Below are 19,243 nucleotides of genomic sequence, written 5' to 3' on the forward strand. Positions count from 1 at the left end.
TCCTTGTTCTTATCCGTGAAAATTACAGCCAGCCCTTGACGGTCATCTGCTCCAGTACATAGCGCGCGATCAGCGAGTACTCGAACGGGGTCGGGTGCACGGAGTCGGCGAACATGTAGTGGCTGACGTCGCCAGCGATCAGATTGTTCTTGTTGCAGACCAGGGAGGAACCCAGCGGATTCTTGGCGGCGCTCAGGTCGCAGGCCGGGGTCGTGGTGTTGGTCAGGCCGTAAGGCGTCGGATTGACGGACTGGTCACGGCTGATGGCGGCCAGGTCGACGTACAGCACCTTGGCTTCGCCGCCGACGGCAGCCTTCAGCTGGTCGTTGAAGGCGGCAACCATGGCCTGGATCAGCTTCTGGGTATCGGCCGACTGCGCCTTCGCCGACGGCGAGATCGACACGTCCGGCAGGTTGTTCACGACCACATAGCCTGCGCCGTTGGCCACGATCTGGTTCTTGACCAGGGCACCCAGCTCGGCGCCGGCGGTGGCCAGGGCCTTGACCAGGTCCGGACCGTGGGCGGCCGAGTAAGCCAGGCCGGCGGCTTGCGCGTCGGCGCCTGCCTTGGTGCCGATGGCGGTGGCGTTGGCGGCGGCGGCGGTGTTGCCGTTCATGACGGCGGCGGTGATCGCGGCGGTGATGATGGCCGGGGCGGCGCTGCCCTTGGCGGCTTCGGCCTGGATCGCTGCGCCGATCGCGGCGGCGCCGGTGGCCGGGTTGGTGGTACCCGGAGCCAGCTGGGCCACCAGGCTCTGTGCCAGGGCCTGGCCGCCGGCGGCGGTGGCGCCGGCCGACAGTTCGCCGAGCTGTTCCAGCACGTCGTTGCCGCCTGCCATGACGATGACCAGTTCATCGCCCTTGAACTTGCCGCCGGCCTTCTTCAGGTGGTTGGCGATCTGGGTCACGACCGGCACGGTCATCTGGCCCAGCGAGATCGCGCCCGGCTTGTCGAGCGCCTTGTTGCCCGGGCCGATCGGATTGGTCACGCGGGCGCCGCCCTGGGCGTAGTTGAAGCATTCCGGATGGTCGGTGACCGGTACCGAGAAGCCTGCGGATGCGGTGCCCTGCAGGCCGGTCTGGGCCGCGCACGGGGCCGGCAGGCCGAGTTGGGCTGCGATCAGCTGGGTGTAGTTCTTGCCGGTCAGTTCAGGGCTGACCGAGGTGTTGTTGCCGTTGATCGTGTACTGGCCGCCGCCCAGGGCTGCCACGCCGCCGACGGCATAGGTGCCGACGTCGGAAAGGCTGTCGCCGAAGGTGATCTGGTTGCTGAATTTGGTCTTGGGCGTCTGGTCGCCGCCGCGAGGGCCGTTACCACCGCAGGCGGTCAGAACGGCCGCGGTCAGCAGCGCGAGCGCGAAAGAGGTCTTACGCATTGTGTCTCCTAGATGAGGTTTTTCTTTGCTTTTGAAACGAACGCCCGTGCTATTCGTATCCCAACTAATATGCCAGTGTTCTTCCTGGTTGTATAGCGGAAATGGCCTTCAGGCCATGTCTCGGCAACAATATTTGCAACAGAGTACCGATGAAGCCGGTGGGCGCTGGCGATTATAGCAACGCCACCGGGCTTGTCATATGTAAAAAAATGTATTCGAATCAAGCCTTAACGCGACAGTACCGACTGGAAATAATCACGGGTCGCCGCCATGCAGAAAGGCGCCACCAGGCCCGCGTGGTAGCTGGACGCGACGGCGGCATCGCCATTCGCGGCGCGCAGGATGGTCCTGGCCGCGACGAAGCCGGCCTTGGCCGAACGGTAGGGATCGTTCAGGCTGGGCGTGTCGTCGATGTCGAGCTCGGTAATCGCCGCGCCGCGGGCACGGAAATAGGCAGCGGTCGCGGTTGTATTGAAGTACGGCACGGTCGGATCGTCATGGCCGCCGCACAGCAGGGTCGGCGCAAGCGGCAGGTAGCTGCGCAGGTCGTTCCTCACCAGCCATTTGCGCAGATTGTGCGCGGGCGCGCAGCCCAGGGGCGCCGCCGCGCTCTGGTCGCAGGGGTGGGCCGCCATGTCCGCCAGGTAGGCGGCGCGGTAGTCGCTGCGGACCAGGTTGTTGGCGCCGAAGTACTGGGTATAGCCGGCCGCCTGCGGCATCGAGTCGGCTGCGAACAGGCTTGTGGCCGGCAGCTTGCCCTGGCTGACCAGCTCGCTGCTGCCCAGGGTGCCCGGCACCAGGTCGACGATGGTTGAGGCGTACTGCGCCTCGTAGACCTCGGCGGGCGTGCGGTAGATCGCCGCGCTTGCATGCTGGGCCGCGTTGATGATGGTCGGCACGATCACGGTCGCGCCGTCGCGCGGCGCGCCGCCGAACAGGTCGTCGCCGAAACGCGAGATGGCATACGGCCCCGACATGCCGCTTGCGGCGGTGAGCGTGAACTCGGCGTTGCCCAGTTCCTGCATCGCGCGCTGGGTGGCCAGCGCCACGAAGCCGCCCTGCGAATAGCCGGTGACCATCAGCTTGCCGGAGTCGCGTACGCCGATGGCGCCGAAGCTGCTGCGCGCCGCGCGCAGGGCATCGATCATGTCGGCCGATTCCTGCACCCGGTCGAGGTAGGGGTGATAGCCCAGCGAGGAGCCGCCATAGCCGGCGTAGTTGGGCGCCACCACGATGAAGCCCTGGGCCGCGAACACGGCGGCCGCCAGGCGCGCTTCCGTGTTGTTGGCGATGTCGGCCATGTCATAGGACTTCTGCAGCGAGGTGCCGTGGGCGTACAGCAGTACCGGACGCGAATTGCTGCAGGAGTTGCCGCCGCCGGAAGGCACGAAGATGGCCGCGCTGGCATCGGTCGCCTCGCCGGCGCCGCCGATGGTGTTGTAGTGCACGCGGTAAACCGAGACCGAACACTGGGGCTGGCCGGCCACGGCCAGGGTGCCGCTCTGGGCCGACTCCAGGAAGCCGGCCAGCACGGACGGCGACAGGGTGGTCAAGCTATTGCCGCCGACACTCACGGCGACCGAGGAGGCCTGGCCGACGAGGCTGCCGCGGATGGGCGCGGGCAGCGGATCGGGATTGGCGACGCCGCTTGGGGTGCCGCCGGTGGTGGTGCCGCCGCTGCAAGCGGCAAGCAGGATGCCCAGGCCGAGGCTGAGGCCCAGGGTAGGGAGCGAACGCATGGGGATGTCCTTCTGACAAAACGAGGCTGTAAAACACGTCGTCCCCGCGCAGGCGGGGACCCAAGTTCTATTTGCGTCTCGATAGCGCGAGCAAACTTGGGTCCCCGCCTTCGCGGGGACGACGTTGGAATGGCGCGGGTCGCGCGTCACTCAATTTCCCACAAGCATGCCTTCTACATGCCCGTTTGAGAAGTCTTCGTTTGTATCAGAGCTCGGTAGTGTTGTTTATCAGTCCGTGCACGATCCCGGTCGACCCGTGCGCGGCGCGGCGCAGGCGGTCGTTGACGCCCAGCCAGGCGCCGTCCTGGGGCGGGGCCTCGACCAGGATCAGGTCGGCACCGGCGCCGTCCATCGCGCGCAGCGCCGCGTACAGGGCGTGCGCGAAACCGTCCGGCGTGGCCGGCAGGGCGATCTCGGCGTGCGCCGGCGGCAGCGGCGAATAGTGGATCAGCGCAACCTTGCGGCCGGCGGCATGCAGGCGCTCCAGGGTCGCGGCCAGGGTGGCCGTATCCTGCATCGCCACCGGCGTGTGCGGCGCGTAGTGCGATTCAAGGGTGCCGGATGCGCGCGGAGCCGAGGGGTCTGCCCCGAGGGCGTCCGGACGTGCCGGCAGCTGGTCGATCACCGCGGCAATCGCTTCGGCCGAGATGTGGCCGGGGCGCAGCAGCACCGGGCCATGGGTCTGCAGGCGCGACAGGTCGACGATGGTCGATTCGATCCCGACCTCGCTCTGGCCGCCGTCCAGCACCGCGGCGATGCGTCCGCCGTCACCGACGTCTGCGCCGAATTCATCCCGCACGTGCTGGGCGGTGGTCGGGCTGACGTGGCCGAACTTGTTGGCCGACGGCGCCGCCACGCCTCCCCTGCCGCCCTTGAAGGCTTGCAGCAGACGGATCGCGACCGGGTGCGAGGGGCAGCGGATGCCGACCGTGTCCTGGCCGCCGGAGACGGCATCGGGAATGTTCGGCGCGCGCTTGAGGATCATGGTCAGCGGGCCGGGCCAGAAGGCCTCGGCAAGCTGGTAGGCCTCGGAAGGGATGTCCGCGCACCAGTAATCGAGGGCCGCGCCGGGCGCCACGTGCACGATCACCGGATGATCCTGCGGGCGGCCCTTGGCGGCATAGATGGCGGCGACGGCCGCCGGATTCTCGGCGTCGGCGCCGAGGCCGTACACGGTCTCGGTCGGGAAGGCGACCAGCCTGCCGGCTTCGAGCGCGCGTGCGCCCGCGTCGATCCCGGCCTGGCCGTCTTCCACCGACTGCTGAAGCTCGTTCACGGCGCGATCCCCAGGATGGCGCAGGCGGCTTCGAACTGGCGCTGCGCATCAGGCAGGGTCGGCGCGACGAAGGTCACGTGGCCCATCTTGCGGCCGCGGCGCGGATCGTCCTTGCCGTACAGGTGCAGGTTGGCGCCCGGCAGGGCCAGCACCTGATCCCAGGCCGGCTCGCGCGGCGTCGTAGCGTCGCCGTCGAACCAGACGTCGCCCAGGATATTCAGCATCACGCTGGGGGAATGCTGGCGCACGTCGCCCAGCGGCAGGCGCGCCATCGCCCTCACCTGCTGCGCGAACTGGCTGGTCACGCAGGCATCGATGGTGTAGTGGCCGCTGTTGTGCGGACGCGGCGCCATCTCGTTGACGACCAGGGAGCCATCGGCCAGCACGAAGAATTCGATGCACAGCACGCCGACGTAACCCAGTTCGGCGACGATCGCGCGCGCCGCATCCTGCGCCTTCCGCGCGCACGCGGGCGACACGTTCGGGCCCGGCACGGTGGTGGTGAACAGGATGCCGTCGCGGTGCACGTTCTCGGCGATCGGGTAGACGACCGAGGCGCCGTCATGGCCGCGTGCGGTCAGTACCGATACCTCGTAGGCCAGCGGCAGCATCTTCTCCAGCAGGCAGCTCACCTTGCCCATGGACTCCCACGCGGCGCGGACGTCCTCGCGGGTACGCACGCGCACCTGGCCCTTGCCGTCGTAGCCCATGCGCACCGTTTTCAGGATGCCGGGCAACAAGTCGTCGGCGATGGCGTCGACATCTTCCGCCGATGCGATCACCTTGTGCGGCGCCGGCATCACGCCGGATTTGTCCGCGCAGGCCACGAAGAAGGATTTTTCGGCGATGCGGTCCTGGGCCACCGACACGCCTTGGGCGTTCGGCGCCACGAAGACCTGTTGCGCCAGCCGCGAGAGGCTGTCGGCCGGCACGTTCTCGAATTCGGTGGTGACGGCCGCGCATTGGGCCGCCAGCGCGTCCAGGCCGGCGGCATCCGTATAACCGGCTTCGACCAGGCGCTCGGCCACCTGCCCTGCCGGGCAATCGGCCGACGGCTCCAGTACCGCGACCTTGTAGCCCATGGCTTGCGCAGCCTGGGCGAACATGCGGCCCAGCTGGCCGCCGCCCATCACGCCCAGCCAGGTGGACGGGCTGGCAGCGGGCAGGAACGGTTTCACAGACTGGTCACTCATCACGCATCACTCATGATCGAGCGGAAGGGTCATGGCCTTGGCGGCGGCGGTCTGCCTGGCGCGGAAGTCTTCCAGCTGCGCAGCCAGCGCGTCATCCGTGGCGGCCAGCATCGCGACCGCGGTCAGGGCCGCGTTGGCGGCGCCGGCCTCGCCGATGGCGAAGGTCGACACCGGCACGCCTTTCGGCATCTGCACGATCGACAGCAGGGAATCCTCGCCGCGCAGGTAGCGCGAGGGCACCGGCACGCCCAGCACCGGCACGATGGTCTTGGCGGCCACCATGCCCGGCAGGTGGGCGGCGCCGCCGGCACCGGCGATGATGGCGCGCAGGCCGCGGCCACGCGCGCTGCCGGCGTAGGCGAACATCTCGTCCGGCATGCGGTGGGCCGAGATCACCTGGGCTTCATGCGGCACGCCGAACTGCTTGAGGATGGCGACCGCATGCTGCATCACGTCCCAATCGGAATTGGAACCCATGATCACGCCAACCAATGGCTTGTTCTGGTCCGCCATCTCAGACCTTCAGCTTCTCGCCGGTCAGGCGTTCGATGGCTTCGAAGTACTTGGCCTGGGTCTTCTCGATGACGTCCTGCGGCAGCGGCGGCGCCGGCGGCGTTTTTTGCCAATCGGTCAAAGTTTCGAGATAGTCGCGCACGAACTGCTTGTCGAAGGACGGCGGCGACATGTCCGGCGCGTAGGAATCAGCCGGCCAGAAGCGCGAGGAATCGGCGGTCAGGACTTCGTCCATCAGGTGCAGCACGCCGTTGTCGTCGAGGCCGAATTCGAACTTGGTGTCGGCGATGATGATGCCGCGCGTGGCCGCATAGTCGGCGGCGGTCTTGTACAGCTGGATGCTGACGTCGCGGATCTTGTTGGCCAGCTCGCTGCCGATGCGCTGTTCCATGTCGGCGAAGCTGATGTTTTCGTCGTGCTCGCCGAGGTCGGCCTTGGCGGCCGGGGTGAACAGCGGCTCGGGCAGCTTGTCGGCCTGGCGCAGGCCGCTAGGGAGCTGGATGCCGCAGATGGCGCCGCTGGCCTGGTAATCCTTCCAGCCGGAACCGATGATGTAGCCGCGCACGACGGCCTCGACCAGGATCGGCTTCAGGCGCTTGGCGACCACGGCGCGCCCCTTGACCTGATCCACTTCCTCGGGCGCCACCACGGATTCCGGCGCCACGCCGGTCAGGTGGTTCGGCACGATGTGGCCGAGTTTCTCGAACCAGAAATCGCTCATCTGGTTCAGCACCATGCCCTTGCCCGGGATCGGTTCGTTCATCACGACGTCGAAGGCGGACAGGCGGTCGGTGGTGACGATCAGGATCTTGTCGTCGCCGACGGCATAGTTGTCGCGGACCTTGCCGCGGCCGAGCAGTGGCAGGGAGGAAATAGTGGATTGGTAGAGGCTTTTCATAGAGGGAGTATCTTGATAAAGCGAAACCGGCGGAGGATCCGCCGGTGGGGAGTGCGACATTTTACGTCATTTTTGACGCGCTGCCGCATTTGTAGGGTGGGCGGTCCTCCGCCCACGCGTGCCGTTCGCGTGTTGCCGGTGTCACGCGTGGGCACGGGGTGCCCACCTACACGATTACTGCACGATCTGCGACAACTCACCAGCCTTGTAACGCTCAGCCATCTTCTCGAGCGGAATCGGCTTGATCTTCGCAGCCATGCCTTCGCAGCCGAAGGAGATGTAGCGGGCCTTGCAGATCTGGGTGGCGGCTTCGCGGGCCGGCTTCAGGTAGTCGCGCGGGTCGAACTTCGACGGATTCTCGAACAGGTACTTGCGGATCGCGGCCGTCATCGCCAGGCGGATGTCGGTGTCGATGTTGATCTTGCGGACGCCGTGCTTGATGCCTTCCTGGATCTCTTCGACCGGCACGCCATAGGTTTCCTTCATGTCGCCGCCGAATTCGCGGATGATCGCCAGCAGTTCCTGCGGCACCGACGACGAACCGTGCATCACCAGGTGGGTGTTCGGGATGCGGGCGTGGATTTCCTTGATGCGGTCGATGGCCAGGATGTCGCCGGTCGGCTTGCGGGTGAACTTGTAGGCGCCGTGCGAGGTGCCGATCGCGATCGCCAGCGCATCGCACTGGGTCTTGGCGACGAAATCGGCGGCTTGCGCGACGTCGGTCAGCAGCTCTTCGCGGGTCATGGTGCGGTCCGCGCCGTGGCCGTCTTCCTTGTCGCCCTTCATGGTTTCCAGCGAACCGAGCACGCCCAGTTCGGCTTCGACGGTCACGCCGATCGAGTGCGCGAACTTGACGACTTCCTTCGACACTTCGACGTTGTACTCGTAGGAGGCGACCGACTTGCCGTCGGCTTCCAGCGAGCCGTCCATCATGACGGAGGTGAAGCCCGAACGGATCGCGGCCATGCAGACGGCCGGCGACTGGCCGTGGTCCTGGTGCATCACGACCGGGATGTGCGGATAGGCCTCGACGGCGGCGTCGATCAGGTGGCGCAGGAAGGCTTCGCCGGCATATTTGCGGGCGCCGGCCGAAGCCTGCATGATCACCGGGCTGCCGGTCTGGTCGGCCGCGGCCATGATGGCCTGGACCTGCTCCAGGTTGTTGACGTTAAAAGCCGGCAGGCCGTAGCCGTGTTCGGCGGCGTGGTCCAGCAGTTGACGCATTGATACGAGTGCCATGGTTTTGCTCCAAACAATAAAAAAAACCTGTTGGAACCTCGTCCGTCAGTGTTGCCCGCGCCCCCCGTCGCCCCCGCGAAGGCGGGGGTCCAAGTTTGCGTGCATATCGTCAGCTCATGCAAACTTGGGTTCCCGCCTCCGCGGGAACGACGTTGGTCGCGGGAACGACGGGTGTTACGAGGATTCCTTCAAAAAATTCTCAGCATCGCCAACACGCACGATCTTGAGCGCATTGGTACCGCCGGCCTGACCCATCGGCGAACCCCAGGTCACAACGATCAGGTCGCCCTTGCGTACGACGCCTTCGCGCATGAGGAGTTCCTCGGCCTTGCGCAGCACGGCGTGGCTGCCGCCTTCCTGCATCAGGTGGAAGGAGCGCACGTTGCGGTACAGCGAAGCCTTGCGCTGGGTCGTCTGCGACGGGGTCAGCGCGAAGATCGGGGTGTCGATCGAGTGGCGCGACATCCACAGCGCGGTCGAGCCCGATTCGGTCAGCGCCACGATCGCCTTCACGCGCAGGTGGTGGGCGGTGAACAGGGTGCCGTAGGCGATCGACTGGTCGATGCGGGTGAACTGCACGTTCAGGAAGTCGGCTTCCAGCTTGTTGTATTCCGACTGCTCGGCTTCCACGCAGATCGCCGACATCATCTCGACGGTCTCGACCGGATACTTGCCCGATGCGGTCTCGGCCGACGTCATCACGGCGTCGGTGCCGTCCAGCACGGCGTTGGCCACGTCCGACACTTCGGCGCGGGTCGGGACGGCGTTGACGATCATCGACTCCATCATCTGGGTCGCGGTGATCGCCAGCTTGTTCGAGTTGCGCGCCATCTTGATCATGCGCTTCTGCAGCGCCGGCACGGCCGCGTTGCCGACTTCGACCGCCAGGTCGCCGCGGGCGACCATGATGCCGTCGGAGGCGTCCAGGATTTCCTGCAGCACCGGAATCGCTTCGGCGCGCTCGATCTTCGCGATCATCATCGGCTTGTGGCCGAAGGGCTCGCCGGCGATGTTGGCCAGCTGGCGCGCCATTTCCATGTCGGTGGCGCTCTTCGGGAAGGAGATCGCCAGGTAGTCGGCCTGGAAGCTCATCGCGGTCTTGATGTCTTCCATGTCCTTCGAGGTCAGGGCCGGCGCGGTCAGGCCGCCGCCCTGGCGGTTGATGCCCTTGTTGTTCGACAGTTCACCGCCGACCCTGGTCGTGGTGTAGATCTCGTTGCCGACGACCTTGTCGACCACCAGCACGATCAGGCCGTCGTTCAGCAGCAGTTTGTCGCCCGGCTTGACGTCGCGCGGCAGGGCCTTGTAGTCGAGGCCGACGCGTTCCTGGTTGCCCAGCTCGCCGTTCTCGCCCCATTTGGCGTCCAGGATGAAGGGATCGCCATTGTTCAGGAAGATCTTGCCTTGCTCGAATTTACCGACGCGGATCTTCGGACCCTGCATGTCGGCCATGATGGCCACTTCGCGGCCGCACTCGGCGGCGGCGCGGCGTACCAGGGCAGCGCGATCGATGTGGTCCTGCGCCCGGCCATGCGAGAAGTTCAGGCGTACGACGTCGACGCCGGCACGAATCATCTTGACGAGAATGTCGAAATCGGTCGACGCAGGGCCGATGGTTGCTACGATCTTGGTGCCACGGTACATGGTTATCCTTCAAATAAAAGCGCAGCCTGGGCTGCGCTAGGGTCTCACTCTCAGCTTCTACTTGGCGCTGCGTTGCAGCAGGATCTCCACCGCCGGCAGGGTCTTCCCTTCGAGGAACTCGAGGAAAGCGCCGCCGCCGGTCGAGATGTAGCCGATCTGGTCGGCAATATTGTATTTTGCGATGGCAGCCAGGGTGTCGCCGCCGCCGGCGATCGAGAAGCCCTTCGACTGCGCGATGGCGGTCGCCAGGGTCTTGGTGCCCTCGGCGAACTGGTCGAACTCGAACACGCCGACCGGGCCGTTCCAGACGATGGTGCCGGCCTGGGCGATCTGCTGGGCCAGGGCAGCGGCCGTCTTCGGGCCGATGTCCAGGATCATGTCGTCGTCGGCCACGTCCTTCACGTCCTTGACGGTGGCGGCGGCGGTCGGCGAGAACTCCTTCGCGCACACCACGTCCACCGGGATCGGCACGGTGGCGCCGCGCGCGGCCATCTTGTCGATGATGGTTTTCGCTTCACCCACCAGGTCGGCTTCCATCAGCGACTTGCCGACGTTCAGGCCGACGGCCTTCATGAAGGTGTTGGCGATGCCGCCGCCGACGATCAGGTTGTCGACCTTGTCGGCCAGGCTCTGCAGGATGGTCAGCTTGCTCGAGACCTTCGAGCCGGCGACGATGGCCAGCAGCGGGCGCTGGGGCGCGTGCAGCGCTTTACCGAGCGCATCGAGTTCGGCGGCCAGCAGCGGGCCGGCGGCGACCACGGGCGCGAATTTCGCGATGCCGTGGGTGGTCGCTTCGGCGCGGTGGGCGGTGCCGAAGGCGTCGTTCACGTAGACGTCGCACAGCTTGGCCATCTTCTGGGCCAGCTCATCGGAATTCTTCTTTTCGCCCTTGTTGACGCGGCAGTTTTCCAGCAGCACGACCTGGCCCGGCGCAACATCGACGCCGTCGACCCAGTTCTGCTTCAGCTCGACCGGCTGGCCCAGCAGCTCGGACAGGCGCTTGGCGACCGGTGCCAGGCTGTCTTCCGGCTTGAATTCGCCTTCGGTCGGACGGCCCAGGTGGGACGTCACCATCACGGCCGCGCCGGCCTGCAGGGCGTCGCGGATCGCGGGCACGGAAGCGCGCACGCGGGTATCTTCGGTGATGTTGCCGGCATCGTCCTGGGGAACGTTCAGGTCGGCGCGAATGAAGACGCGTTTACCTTTCAGCGCGCCCTGGTCGATCAGGTCTTGCAAGCGGGTGAAATTGAGGACAGCCATGTCAGCGTGGATCCGGTAGAGATTAGTGGAAAAAACGTTATTCTACCTTAGGCGTTGTTGCCGAAAACATGAAACACACGCAACAGTGTCAGTACCAGCATACCGAACACGATGGTCTGCAGCATGGCCCGCCGCCACAGGTAAAAAGCGAGGGCGGCCACGCCGGCCAGCAGCTTCGGATTGGCCAGCGCCAGTTGCAGGTCGCCCTGCGGACCCAGCACCATGTCCGGGAAGACGATGGCGGCCAGCGCGCAGGCCGGCGCATAGCGCAGCATTTCCTGGACCCGCGGCGGGATCGTCACCTTGTGGCCGACCAGCCAGAAGGTGCTGCGGGTGCAGGCCGTGGCCACGCCCAGCACCAGGATGATGAGCCAGATCTCCCAGTCAACCATGGCGCACCCGGCGTTTCTGCACGGTCTCTTCGTAGACCATCGCGGCACCCATGCCGGCCACCACCGCCGCGAGCAGGCCCAGCTTGTACGGCAGCCCGTGCGCCAGCACCGCCGTGACCCCGGCCACCAGCACGCCGCACAGGGCCGCGCTGTTGATAATCAGGGGCACCATGATGCACAGGATGGCCAGGGTGCCGGCAAAGCCGAGCTGCCATTCGGTCGGCACGGCGCTGCCGAGGAAGATGCCGATCAGGGAGCCGATCTGCCAGGCGACCCAGTTCGGATACATCAGGCCCTTCAGGAAGGCCAGCTTGCCGGGCTCCGGCCTCGAGCTCGGATAGCGCTGCAGGAACAGGGCGATCGAGACGTCGCCGGAGATATAGCCGAGATAAAAACGCTGCCACAGCGGCAGGTGGGAGAAATGCGGCCCCAGCAGGGCGGAAAAGATCACGAAGCGCAGGTTGACGACCAGGGCCGTCAGGAAGATCACCCAGATCGGGGCGCCGGCGGCGATCAGCGGCAGCGATGCCAGCTGGGCGGAACCTGCGAAGGCGACCAGGGTCATGCCGCTGGCCTGGGCGACGCTCAGGCCGCTCTTGACCATCGCGACCCCGACCACCATGCCCCAGGCGCCGATGCCGAACAGGGTCGGAAAACCGGTCTGGAAACCTTCGCGCCAGCCGCGCGCCTCCGCCTGCGGGTCGAGCACCTGGGAGTCCGGCTGCAACTGGTTCATGTCGCTTTCCTGCAACATTGAACGGGAACCAGCAGCGCGGCGGACGGGTGGCGGTCGAGCATGGAACGGGATCGGTGATAGTGCGAGAGAATTCCTTGGAGGGAAAACTACTCGACAGTAATCGGCCTGCTATTCTACCGGACCATTCCGGCAATCAGTGCGAATCCGTTAAAATCATGGCTTCGACTATTCGCATTGACGGAGAAGTAACAACATGAACGAGAAGACCATTCCTGTGGTGGAACTGGAAGCCAAGGACCTGCCGGCCTACTGCCCGAACCCGGCGATGCCGTTGTGGTCGTCCCACCCGCGCGTCTTCCTGGATTTCGATCATCACGGCCACGCCAAGTGCCCCTACTGCGGCACCCAGTACCAGCTGAAGCCGGGCACCGTACTGTCGCACCACTGATCGCCGCTTCTTTACTCCCGTCCCGGCCGTGAGCCGCTACTGCGCCGAGTGCAGCGCCCTGTTCGAGGGCATGCCCGGCTATCGGGCGCCGTTCTGGCTGCCCGGCGGCGACCTGCAGACGATCTACCCGGCCGTCTGCATCGCGAAGCCCGACGTCGCCTTCCGGCGTGAGCGCTGGGATACGCCCTGCGGCCAGGATTTCATCGACGTCGATTTCGTCGACGGCCAGCCCGGCGCTCCGGTCGTACTGCTGTTCCACGGCCTGGAAGGGTCGTCGAACAGCCATTACGCGCGCAGCCTGATGGCGGCTGTCCAGGCGCGCGGCTGGCATGGCGCGATCCCGCATTTCCGCGGCTGCTCCGGCGAAGCCAACCTGGCGCCGCGCTTCTATCACTCCGGCGACGCCGAAGAACTCGACTGGATCATCCGCCGCCTGCGTCCGCGCTTCGGCGGTCCCTTTTACGTGGCCGGCGTCTCGCTGGGCGGCAATGCCCTGCTGCGCTGGCTGGGCGAGCAGCAGCATGGCGCCGGGATCGTCGATGCGGCCGTGTCGGTGTCGGCCCCGCTCGACCTGGCGGCCGGCGGCGCTGCGCTGTCGAGCGGTTTCAACCGCCTGTACACGCGCATGTTCCTGGAGACCCTGAAGCCCAAGGCGCTGGCCAAGCTGGAGCGCTTTCCCGGCCTGTTCGACCGCGCCGCCCTGCTCGCCTCGCGCGACCTGTACAGCTTCGACAACGTCGTCACCGCGCCGCTGCACGGCTACCGCGACACCGACGACTACTGGCACCGCGCCAGCGCCAAGCACGTACTGCACGACATCACCGTGCCGACCCTGGTACTGAACGCCCGCAACGATCCTTTTTTGCCGGGCAAGCACCTGCCGGAAACGGCATCGCCCGCCGTCACGCTCGAATATCCGCAGACCGGCGGCCACGTCGGCTTCCCGGCCGGCCCTTTCCCCGGCCGCAACGACTGGCTGCCGCGCCGCATCCTGCATTTCTTCGACGAGGTCCACGGGCAGGCCCGCACGCGCGCGCCGGCGCCATCCCGACTATGCCAAGCTTGACACCATGGACGACATCGTAAAACAGGCAATGGCCAAGTGGCCGAACGTGCCGCATTGCTATGGCTGGCTGGCACTCGATGCGCGCGGCGTCTGGCGCATGCGCGACGAAACCGCCCAGCGCGCCGAAGCGCCGGGCGATAAACTCACCAATGCCGCCCTGGTCGGCTTCATCAACCGCAACTACCTGCATGACGAGCGCGGCTGCTGGTATTTCCAGAACGGCCCGCAGCGGGTCTATGTGAACCTGGAAGCCACGCCCTTCATCGCCCGCACCGATCCGGCCCAGGGCCTGGTCCTGCACACCGGCCAGGCGATGGCGGTGCCGGAACAGGCCTTCATGTTCGAGACCGGCGGCATCGCCTTGCGTGCCGGCGAACAGCTGGCCCAGCTCGACGACCGCGACGTGGCCCAGCTGCTGCAGGCGATGGAACTGGACGGCAAGCCGGTGGCGGACGAGGGATTGATGGCCTGGCTCGAAGGCGGCCCGGGCCGGCTGGCCCTGCGCTGGCAGGGCCGCGAGATCGCGGTGGAACGGCTGGCGCTGGAAGAGGCGGCGCACCGATTCGGTTTCGTGCAGCGTCCTGACCTGTTAAACGCTCAGAAATAATCTTTCATTTTTAGACGCAAAATGAAAGATTATTTCATTGGCTGCGGCGCTGCTGCAGCTTGCGTTCGAGCGTGCTCATCGAGCCGATGTCCTCGCCGAAGCCGGAGCGGGTATCGTTGCCGAAGCCGGGCGCGCTGCCCGAGCTGCTCTCGATCCTGAAGGCCGGCTTGCCCTCCGCCAGGTTATCGCGGTCTTTCTTTTCCTTCTTCTCGTCCTTCTGGCGCTGCTGCAGTTCGCGCTCGCGGGCGTCGATCACGGCCTGGTCGTAGAAGGACACGTCCTGGGCCTTGCGCGCCATGTTCAGCTGGTCGACCGCGGCCGGCACCGCGCCGGTCAAGACATAGGATTCGGCCAGCGCCATGTGCTGCAGCGCGATCTTGCCCTGAGCCGCATAGGTCTTGGCCAGCTGGTCGTAGAGCTTGGGCTCTTCGCGGTACTGCTGGACCTGGTCGCGGAGGAAAGTCGCCGCCTGGTCCAGCTTGCCGGAAGCGATCATCGCGTCCGCGTACTGGCGCGCCAGCATGCGCGACAGCGGGAACTTCTGGTGCGCCTGCTCGGCGTCCTGCACCGCCTGCGCCAGCACTTCCGGCGGCTGGCCCGGCGCCAGCTTGATCTCGGTGCCGAGGCTGGCGAACATGGCGGCGCCGTCCGAGCTGGTGCGCTCGGCGGACAGCACCCCCGGGCGCGGCTTCATCGAGCCCTTCGCCTTGTCGAGCCAGCTCTGCGCCAGCTTCAGGTCGCCCTGCTTGAGCGCGAGGAAGGACAGGCCGTACATGGCGGCGGTCTGCTGCTGGGTGTTGTCCTGCCCGAGCTGGGTTTCGAACGCTCCCTTGCTGTCTTCATAGCCCTTGGCGCTCGGATCCTGCAGCACGCGGGCGCGGGCGCGCACCAGGTGGAATTCGATGGAATCCGGGCGGATGCGGCCGGGCTTGGGCGCTTCGCGGATCCGGTTCTGGATGTCGGCGATGCGCTCGCCGGTCAGCGGGTGGCTGGACAGCCAGGCCGGCGCCTCGCCGTACAGGCGGGTCGTGCCCTGCAGGCGCTTGAAGAAGGACACCATGCCGGAGGTATCGTAACCGGCCGCGCGCATGGTCTGGAAGCCGACACGGTCGGCCTCGCGCTCGGCGTCGCGGCTGAAATTCAGCTGGCGCTGGATGGCCAGGCCCTGCCCGCCCATCACCACGCCCATCGCCGCATCCGCACCGCCGCCGGCCTTGCCGACCAGCGCCGCCAGGATCAGCGCCGCCAGCGGCAGCAGCGCATCCTGCTTCTGCTGCCCCAGCATGCGCGCGATGTGGCGCTGCTGCACGTGGCCGATCTCGTGCGACAGCACCGAGGCCAGCTCGGACTCGTTCTGCGCCGCGATCAGGAGCTGCGAGTGCACGCCGATGAAGCCGCCGGGCAGCGCGAAGGCGTTGATCATCGGATCGCGCACGGCGAAGAAGAAGAAATCGGCATTCGTCTCACCGCGCGCACCCGGCGCGTAAGTGACCAGGTTCTCGCCGAAATTGTTCAGGTACTCGACAATGGCATCGTCATCGAGGTAGTCGCGGTCGCGCCGGATGTCGTTCATGATCTCCTCGCCGAGCTTGCGCTCGATGACGGGAGACAGGTCGGCGCGCGCGGCATCGCCGAGCGTCGGCAGGGTGGCGTCCGGGGTGCGCAGGACGGGCGTGGCCGGCGCGGTCGGCGCCGCCAGCGCAAGGGTGGCGGTGGCGCCGAGGCAAACGGCGCTCACGAGCGAGCGCCAGCGCAGGCCTTGTTTTCCTGAGGATGAAAGCTGCAACATCGCTGGATTCGGGGTCGATTTCACGGTGCTATGATACGCGCTTCCGGCCCATTGTCACTGCCGGGCTGCATTCCGGTTAACGTTCTCTTAATACTCGATTACAACAATATGTCCACCCAGGATTCGCCTCTGACCCACTTCGACGCCACCGGCCAGGCCCACATGGTCGACGTCGGCGCCAAGCAGGAAACCCACCGCATCGCCGTGGCCGCCGGCACCATCCGCATGAAGCCGGAGACCCTGGAGCTGATCCGCTCCGGTTCCGCGAAAAAGGGCGACGTGCTGGGGATTGCGCGCATCGCGGCGATCATGGGGGCGAAGCGGACCAGCGACCTGGTGCCGCTGTGCCACCCGCTGGCCATCACGCGGGTGGCGGTGGATTTCGAGGTGGACGCCGCTGCGAATGCCGTCCACTGCCGCGCCCAGGTCGAGACCGTCGGCAAGACCGGGGTCGAGATGGAAGCGCTGACCGCCGTGCAGGTCGGCCTGCTGACCATCTATGACATGTGCAAGGCGGCCGATCGCGGGATGGTGATGACCAATGTGCGGGTGCTGGAAAAGCATGGCGGCAAGTCGGGCGACTGGACCGCGGCAGTGTAAGCGCCTACTTCGGCGAAAACGCCATGCACCAGCCATCCGGGCTGATCGGCCCGGCGACGATATTGCAGGTCCCGAGGGCCTGGCCGGACGCCGGCGGAACGAAGGCCGTGCAGTTCGCGCAGTGCTTGCCCTCGTTCGGCCGGTCCTGGTAGTGAAAGTCCTCTTTGCGCGCGCTGCCTGCGCGCGCCGCCGCACTCCCGCCGGCCAGCGGCAGCACCAGCAATACCGGCAGCGCGGACGCCATCGTCCCCAGCACGCGGCGGCGTGCCAACTGATATTCATCCATGATCGACTCCTCTCGAGGAAAGCGGTGATTCAGAACAAGGGTTAGAACATGAACCATCCCAGCAGATAGACGGTGTCGTTGTCGGATGCCTTGCGGCCGAAGCCGTCATAGTTCGTCCTGGCGCCGTTGAACTTGTCGTAGTGCGTAAACTGGAGCATCAGGCGGATGTCCCGCCGCGGCAGGTAATTGAATTCCAGGATGGTGCCGGAACTGTTGGGACTGCCGTTGCCGCTGCCGGTGACCGCCTCGCCCGTGTTGTAGAGCCCGTTATCGGCCGTGCCGTGGATATTGAAGCGGCCCACATTGATGCCGTATTTCTTGTCGTAGTAATAGCTCGCCTTGGCCCGGAACGAGTCCAGCCTGTCCTCGTGGTTGCTGGCCGGCGCGTTGGGGTTCCAGGTCTGCCATTCGCGCGTGTAGTCGAACTGCGCCGAAATCCGGTGCCGGTCCGTGATGTACTGGTATTGCCCATCGACGCCGATGTCGCGGAAGTGATCGGTCGGCCCCGTCAGCACATTGTTGTCGGGGAAGACCTTGGCGACCAGGCCATAGGTGCCGATCATCGCCGACTGCTTGCCGCCCTCCCATTCATGCTGCAGCGCCAGCCGCCAGTAGGGGTTGTAGCCGTCGAGGGCTGCCGCGCCGGCCTTGTCGATGCCCAGCCTCAGCGGCGAGAACAGATGGTTGCTGGTGCGGTAGGCCGTGACTTCCGCATACAGCGTGTTCCGCCACAGGGCATAGACGCCGCCGCCGGCCACCTGCTGCCCCAGGTTCTCGATCAGGGGCGCGGCGGCGGGCACGTTCGCCGTCGGCGACGAGGCATACGGGAAGCCCCAGGTGCTGGTCGTGTTGTAGACGTCCTGCACCTGCGGATTGTTGTGCAGGGTGAAACCGTAGAGCAGGTCGTCCTTGCCCAGGTTGAGGTGGTTCGCGTAGCGCAGGTCGACGTTGTCGATGCTGGCACGGTGCTCGACACCATCGTAGGTCGCCTGCGAAAAGATGCCGACATGGTCGCTGAGCTTGCCGTTGAAGAAGAGGCTGACCTGCTGCAGCACGACATCGCGGTCCATCGGAAAGTTCTGCCTGAAGTCGGCGCCGGCCTTGTTCGTGCTCGAGTAGCCCACCTGGAGCATGCCGGCCACCGGCAGGGTCAGCTTTTTGCCCAGGGTGTAGCCGTTCAGCTTGAACTGCCTGCCGGTGGGCGTGAGTTCGGGCCAGCTGAAGTGGCAGGTAAAGCAGTCCAGGCCGGTCTGGCGCGCAAAGCTGGGAACCGCCTGGGCCGGCATCGCGCCGCATGCCAGCAGCACGCCGGCAAGCACCGCACGCCACGGAATCTTGATGGAAGTTGTCATGACCATGCCCTCGCTGGATTGACTCGAACCCTGCGCCTGTCATGTGCAGGTGCAGGAGGTGTCGGTTAATCCCACCAGCGGGCAGCGGGGTTCATCCCGTCGATTCATGACTGCCGTCGGGAGTTGGCAGGTATGATATGCACACCCCGGAGGACTGGATGCGCAAAGCCCCTCTTTACCGCAAGGTCAACACCCTCGCCCGCGGCGTTCACCACGGCATCGGCGGCGACTTCCGCCATGAGCGCAACAGCAAGCAGGCCAAGGACCGGGACATTACCCGCGCTTCGATGCACGGCAAGAAGCAGCGCGGCCTCGATTACACGCCGCTGTTCCGTTTTCTGTTGTCGAAGGTTGGCCAGGACTGGGCGGACGTCCACAGCGAAGCGTGCTCCCGGCTCGATCGCGAAGAGCCGATCTTCTGGCTTGTCGCTCGCAGTGAAGAAGAACGGCGGGAACTGGTGCGCATCGGCGAAAGCAGCTATTACAACGGACTGTTCGTCGATGAAAACGATATCCTGCGTCAGGTGAATCCGAAGCTTGGTCCCGCGGACGTACCCGTTACCTGCACCTGCTGCACTTACACCCTGAACGGTATTCAGGTTGCGACATGAGCGTCAAAGACGCCATCGGCATCGCCCTCGCCGCCGCCGGCCTGCTCCTCGTAGCCCTGGGCCGGGCCGTGCTCGGTCAACCTGCCCTGCTGTACGGTGGGGCGCTGCTCATCATCGGCCTCCTGCTGGTCTACCTCGCCAAGCGACAGCGGAAAATCGACGATCCTCTGGACGACCTCCATTTCCTGGGCGACGGCGATTACCTGTCCGGCTCGCACGGTCCCGATCTTCCGGATGACTGATTCCCCATCATCCTTT

The 19,243-nt window shown here is 66.0% G+C and carries 20 protein-coding genes; 6 read left to right on the forward strand and 14 right to left on the reverse strand.

Features of this window, described 5'->3' with window-relative positions:
- Positions 1 to 22 precede the first annotated feature (22 nt).
- The 11 genes from AC1DOQ_RS22615 to AC1DOQ_RS22665 all read right to left on the reverse strand — a co-directional run bounded on the left by AC1DOQ_RS22615 (position 23) and on the right by AC1DOQ_RS22665 (position 12,265).
- Entirely contained in the window at positions 23 to 1,375 is a 1,353-nt protein-coding gene (locus tag AC1DOQ_RS22615) for an SGNH/GDSL hydrolase family protein (protein ID WP_477369345.1), read from the reverse strand.
- 227 nt (positions 1,376 to 1,602) lie between these two features.
- Entirely contained in the window at positions 1,603 to 3,114 is a 1,512-nt protein-coding gene (locus tag AC1DOQ_RS22620; protein WP_477369347.1) for an alpha/beta hydrolase family protein, read from the reverse strand.
- A gap of 205 nt (positions 3,115 to 3,319) precedes the next feature.
- The gene (locus tag AC1DOQ_RS22625) at positions 3,320 to 4,390 is read right to left on the reverse strand and encodes an L-threonylcarbamoyladenylate synthase (RefSeq protein ID WP_477369349.1); all 1,071 of its coding nucleotides are present in this window, start codon (positions 4,388 to 4,390) and stop codon (positions 3,320 to 3,322) included.
- Positions 4,387 to 5,583 (reverse strand): 5-(carboxyamino)imidazole ribonucleotide synthase, encoded by a 1,197-nt coding sequence (locus tag AC1DOQ_RS22630; RefSeq protein WP_477369351.1) that lies wholly within the window; start codon positions 5,581 to 5,583, stop codon positions 4,387 to 4,389. The genes AC1DOQ_RS22625 and AC1DOQ_RS22630 overlap by 4 nt, the downstream gene beginning before the upstream one ends.
- Before the next feature lie 6 nt (positions 5,584 to 5,589).
- Positions 5,590 to 6,096: a 5-(carboxyamino)imidazole ribonucleotide mutase gene (gene purE / locus AC1DOQ_RS22635; protein ID WP_477369353.1), complete on the reverse strand. Its 507-nt coding sequence runs from the start codon at positions 6,094 to 6,096 to the stop codon at positions 5,590 to 5,592.
- Between the two features lies 1 nt (position 6,097).
- Entirely contained in the window at positions 6,098 to 6,994 is an 897-nt protein-coding gene (locus AC1DOQ_RS22640) for a phosphoribosylaminoimidazolesuccinocarboxamide synthase (RefSeq protein ID WP_477369355.1), read from the reverse strand.
- 174 nt (positions 6,995 to 7,168) lie between these two features.
- A complete protein-coding gene (fba, locus tag AC1DOQ_RS22645) occupies positions 7,169 to 8,233 on the reverse strand; it encodes a class II fructose-bisphosphate aldolase (RefSeq protein WP_477369357.1) in 1,065 nt (354 codons plus the stop codon).
- Positions 8,234 to 8,407: 174 nt separating this feature from the next.
- Positions 8,408 to 9,877 carry a pyruvate kinase gene (gene pyk / locus AC1DOQ_RS22650; protein WP_477369359.1) on the reverse strand — a complete coding sequence of 490 codons (1,470 nt, stop codon included), beginning with the start codon at positions 9,875 to 9,877 and terminating at the stop codon, positions 8,408 to 8,410.
- Positions 9,878 to 9,934: 57 nt separating this feature from the next.
- On the reverse strand, positions 9,935 to 11,137 hold the full coding sequence (locus tag AC1DOQ_RS22655; RefSeq protein ID WP_477369361.1) for a phosphoglycerate kinase: 1,203 nt from the start codon (positions 11,135 to 11,137) through the stop codon (positions 9,935 to 9,937).
- Positions 11,138 to 11,184: 47 nt separating this feature from the next.
- Positions 11,185 to 11,529, reverse strand: a complete 345-nt coding sequence (locus AC1DOQ_RS22660) for an AzlD domain-containing protein (protein ID WP_477369363.1) — start codon at positions 11,527 to 11,529, stop codon at positions 11,185 to 11,187.
- Positions 11,522 to 12,265, reverse strand: coding sequence for an AzlC family ABC transporter permease (locus tag AC1DOQ_RS22665; RefSeq protein ID WP_477369365.1), 744 nt, complete (start codon positions 12,263 to 12,265; stop codon positions 11,522 to 11,524). Before AC1DOQ_RS22665 ends, AC1DOQ_RS22660 begins: the two co-directional genes overlap by 8 nt.
- 214 nt (positions 12,266 to 12,479) lie before the next feature.
- Here AC1DOQ_RS22665 and AC1DOQ_RS22670 point away from each other — a divergent pair, with 214 nt between their 5' ends.
- From AC1DOQ_RS22670 to AC1DOQ_RS22680, 3 genes are all read left to right on the forward strand, one after another.
- Entirely contained in the window at positions 12,480 to 12,674 is a 195-nt protein-coding gene (locus AC1DOQ_RS22670) for a zinc-finger domain-containing protein (RefSeq protein WP_052234051.1), read from the forward strand.
- A gap of 70 nt (positions 12,675 to 12,744) precedes the next feature.
- On the forward strand, positions 12,745 to 13,740 hold the full coding sequence (locus AC1DOQ_RS22675; protein WP_477369433.1) for a YheT family hydrolase: 996 nt from the start codon (positions 12,745 to 12,747) through the stop codon (positions 13,738 to 13,740).
- Between the two features lie 4 nt (positions 13,741 to 13,744).
- The gene (locus AC1DOQ_RS22680) at positions 13,745 to 14,347 is read left to right on the forward strand and encodes a DUF2946 family protein (RefSeq protein WP_477369367.1); all 603 of its coding nucleotides are present in this window, start codon (positions 13,745 to 13,747) and stop codon (positions 14,345 to 14,347) included.
- A 34-nt stretch (positions 14,348 to 14,381) separates the two neighbouring features.
- Here AC1DOQ_RS22680 and AC1DOQ_RS22685 read toward each other — a convergent pair whose 3' ends face one another.
- Positions 14,382 to 16,136 (reverse strand): M48 family metalloprotease, encoded by a 1,755-nt coding sequence (locus AC1DOQ_RS22685; protein ID WP_477369369.1) that lies wholly within the window; start codon positions 16,134 to 16,136, stop codon positions 14,382 to 14,384.
- A 108-nt stretch (positions 16,137 to 16,244) separates the two neighbouring features.
- Here AC1DOQ_RS22685 and moaC point away from each other — a divergent pair, with 108 nt between their 5' ends.
- The gene (gene moaC, locus AC1DOQ_RS22690; RefSeq protein WP_442124282.1) at positions 16,245 to 16,736 is read left to right on the forward strand and encodes a cyclic pyranopterin monophosphate synthase MoaC; all 492 of its coding nucleotides are present in this window, start codon (positions 16,245 to 16,247) and stop codon (positions 16,734 to 16,736) included.
- A 4-nt stretch (positions 16,737 to 16,740) separates the two neighbouring features.
- Here moaC and AC1DOQ_RS22695 read toward each other — a convergent pair whose 3' ends face one another.
- Both AC1DOQ_RS22695 and AC1DOQ_RS22700 read right to left on the reverse strand, forming a co-directional pair.
- Positions 16,741 to 17,022 (reverse strand): high-potential iron-sulfur protein, encoded by a 282-nt coding sequence (locus AC1DOQ_RS22695; RefSeq protein ID WP_477369371.1) that lies wholly within the window; start codon positions 17,020 to 17,022, stop codon positions 16,741 to 16,743.
- A 41-nt stretch (positions 17,023 to 17,063) separates the two neighbouring features.
- Entirely contained in the window at positions 17,064 to 18,374 is a 1,311-nt protein-coding gene (locus AC1DOQ_RS22700) for a cytochrome C (protein ID WP_477369373.1), read from the reverse strand.
- Positions 18,375 to 18,532: 158 nt separating this feature from the next.
- On the opposite strand from AC1DOQ_RS22700, the gene AC1DOQ_RS22705 reads away from it, so the two are divergent.
- Positions 18,533 to 18,985, forward strand: a complete 453-nt coding sequence (locus AC1DOQ_RS22705) for a rhodanese-like domain-containing protein (RefSeq protein WP_477369375.1) — start codon at positions 18,533 to 18,535, stop codon at positions 18,983 to 18,985.
- Positions 18,982 to 19,227 (forward strand): hypothetical protein, encoded by a 246-nt coding sequence (locus tag AC1DOQ_RS22710; RefSeq protein ID WP_477369377.1) that lies wholly within the window; start codon positions 18,982 to 18,984, stop codon positions 19,225 to 19,227. The genes AC1DOQ_RS22705 and AC1DOQ_RS22710 overlap by 4 nt, the downstream gene beginning before the upstream one ends.
- The last annotated feature ends 16 nt before the right edge of the window (positions 19,228 to 19,243 follow it).

Source organism: Massilia sp. 01N417 (assembly GCF_056399645.1).

Bases quoted from the DNA above. Each gene is read 5' to 3' on its own strand.
- AC1DOQ_RS22680 (WP_477369367.1), top strand. From the start codon at position 13,745: ATGGACGACATCGTAAAACAGGCAATGGCCAAGTGGCCGAACGTGCCG.
- AC1DOQ_RS22685 (WP_477369369.1), bottom strand. From the start codon at position 16,136: ATGTTGCAGCTTTCATCCTCAGGAAAACAAGGCCTGCGCTGGCGCTCG.
- pyk (WP_477369359.1), bottom strand. From the start codon at position 9,877: ATGTACCGTGGCACCAAGATCGTAGCAACCATCGGCCCTGCGTCGACC.
- AC1DOQ_RS22705 (WP_477369375.1), top strand. From the start codon at position 18,533: ATGCGCAAAGCCCCTCTTTACCGCAAGGTCAACACCCTCGCCCGCGGC.
- AC1DOQ_RS22655 (WP_477369361.1), bottom strand. From the start codon at position 11,137: ATGGCTGTCCTCAATTTCACCCGCTTGCAAGACCTGATCGACCAGGGC.
- AC1DOQ_RS22675 (WP_477369433.1), top strand. From the start codon at position 12,745: ATGCCCGGCTATCGGGCGCCGTTCTGGCTGCCCGGCGGCGACCTGCAG.
- AC1DOQ_RS22700 (WP_477369373.1), bottom strand. From the start codon at position 18,374: ATGACAACTTCCATCAAGATTCCGTGGCGTGCGGTGCTTGCCGGCGTG.
- purE (WP_477369353.1), bottom strand. From the start codon at position 6,096: ATGGCGGACCAGAACAAGCCATTGGTTGGCGTGATCATGGGTTCCAAT.
- moaC (WP_442124282.1), top strand. From the start codon at position 16,245: ATGTCCACCCAGGATTCGCCTCTGACCCACTTCGACGCCACCGGCCAG.
- AC1DOQ_RS22660 (WP_477369363.1), bottom strand. From the start codon at position 11,529: ATGGTTGACTGGGAGATCTGGCTCATCATCCTGGTGCTGGGCGTGGCC.
- AC1DOQ_RS22640 (WP_477369355.1), bottom strand. From the start codon at position 6,994: ATGAAAAGCCTCTACCAATCCACTATTTCCTCCCTGCCACTGCTCGGC.
- AC1DOQ_RS22695 (WP_477369371.1), bottom strand. From the start codon at position 17,022: ATGGATGAATATCAGTTGGCACGCCGCCGCGTGCTGGGGACGATGGCG.
- AC1DOQ_RS22710 (WP_477369377.1), top strand. From the start codon at position 18,982: ATGAGCGTCAAAGACGCCATCGGCATCGCCCTCGCCGCCGCCGGCCTG.
- AC1DOQ_RS22630 (WP_477369351.1), bottom strand. From the start codon at position 5,583: ATGAGTGACCAGTCTGTGAAACCGTTCCTGCCCGCTGCCAGCCCGTCC.
- AC1DOQ_RS22665 (WP_477369365.1), bottom strand. From the start codon at position 12,265: ATGAACCAGTTGCAGCCGGACTCCCAGGTGCTCGACCCGCAGGCGGAG.
- AC1DOQ_RS22615 (WP_477369345.1), bottom strand. From the start codon at position 1,375: ATGCGTAAGACCTCTTTCGCGCTCGCGCTGCTGACCGCGGCCGTTCTG.
- fba (WP_477369357.1), bottom strand. From the start codon at position 8,233: ATGGCACTCGTATCAATGCGTCAACTGCTGGACCACGCCGCCGAACAC.
- AC1DOQ_RS22670 (WP_052234051.1), top strand. From the start codon at position 12,480: ATGAACGAGAAGACCATTCCTGTGGTGGAACTGGAAGCCAAGGACCTG.
- AC1DOQ_RS22620 (WP_477369347.1), bottom strand. From the start codon at position 3,114: ATGCGTTCGCTCCCTACCCTGGGCCTCAGCCTCGGCCTGGGCATCCTG.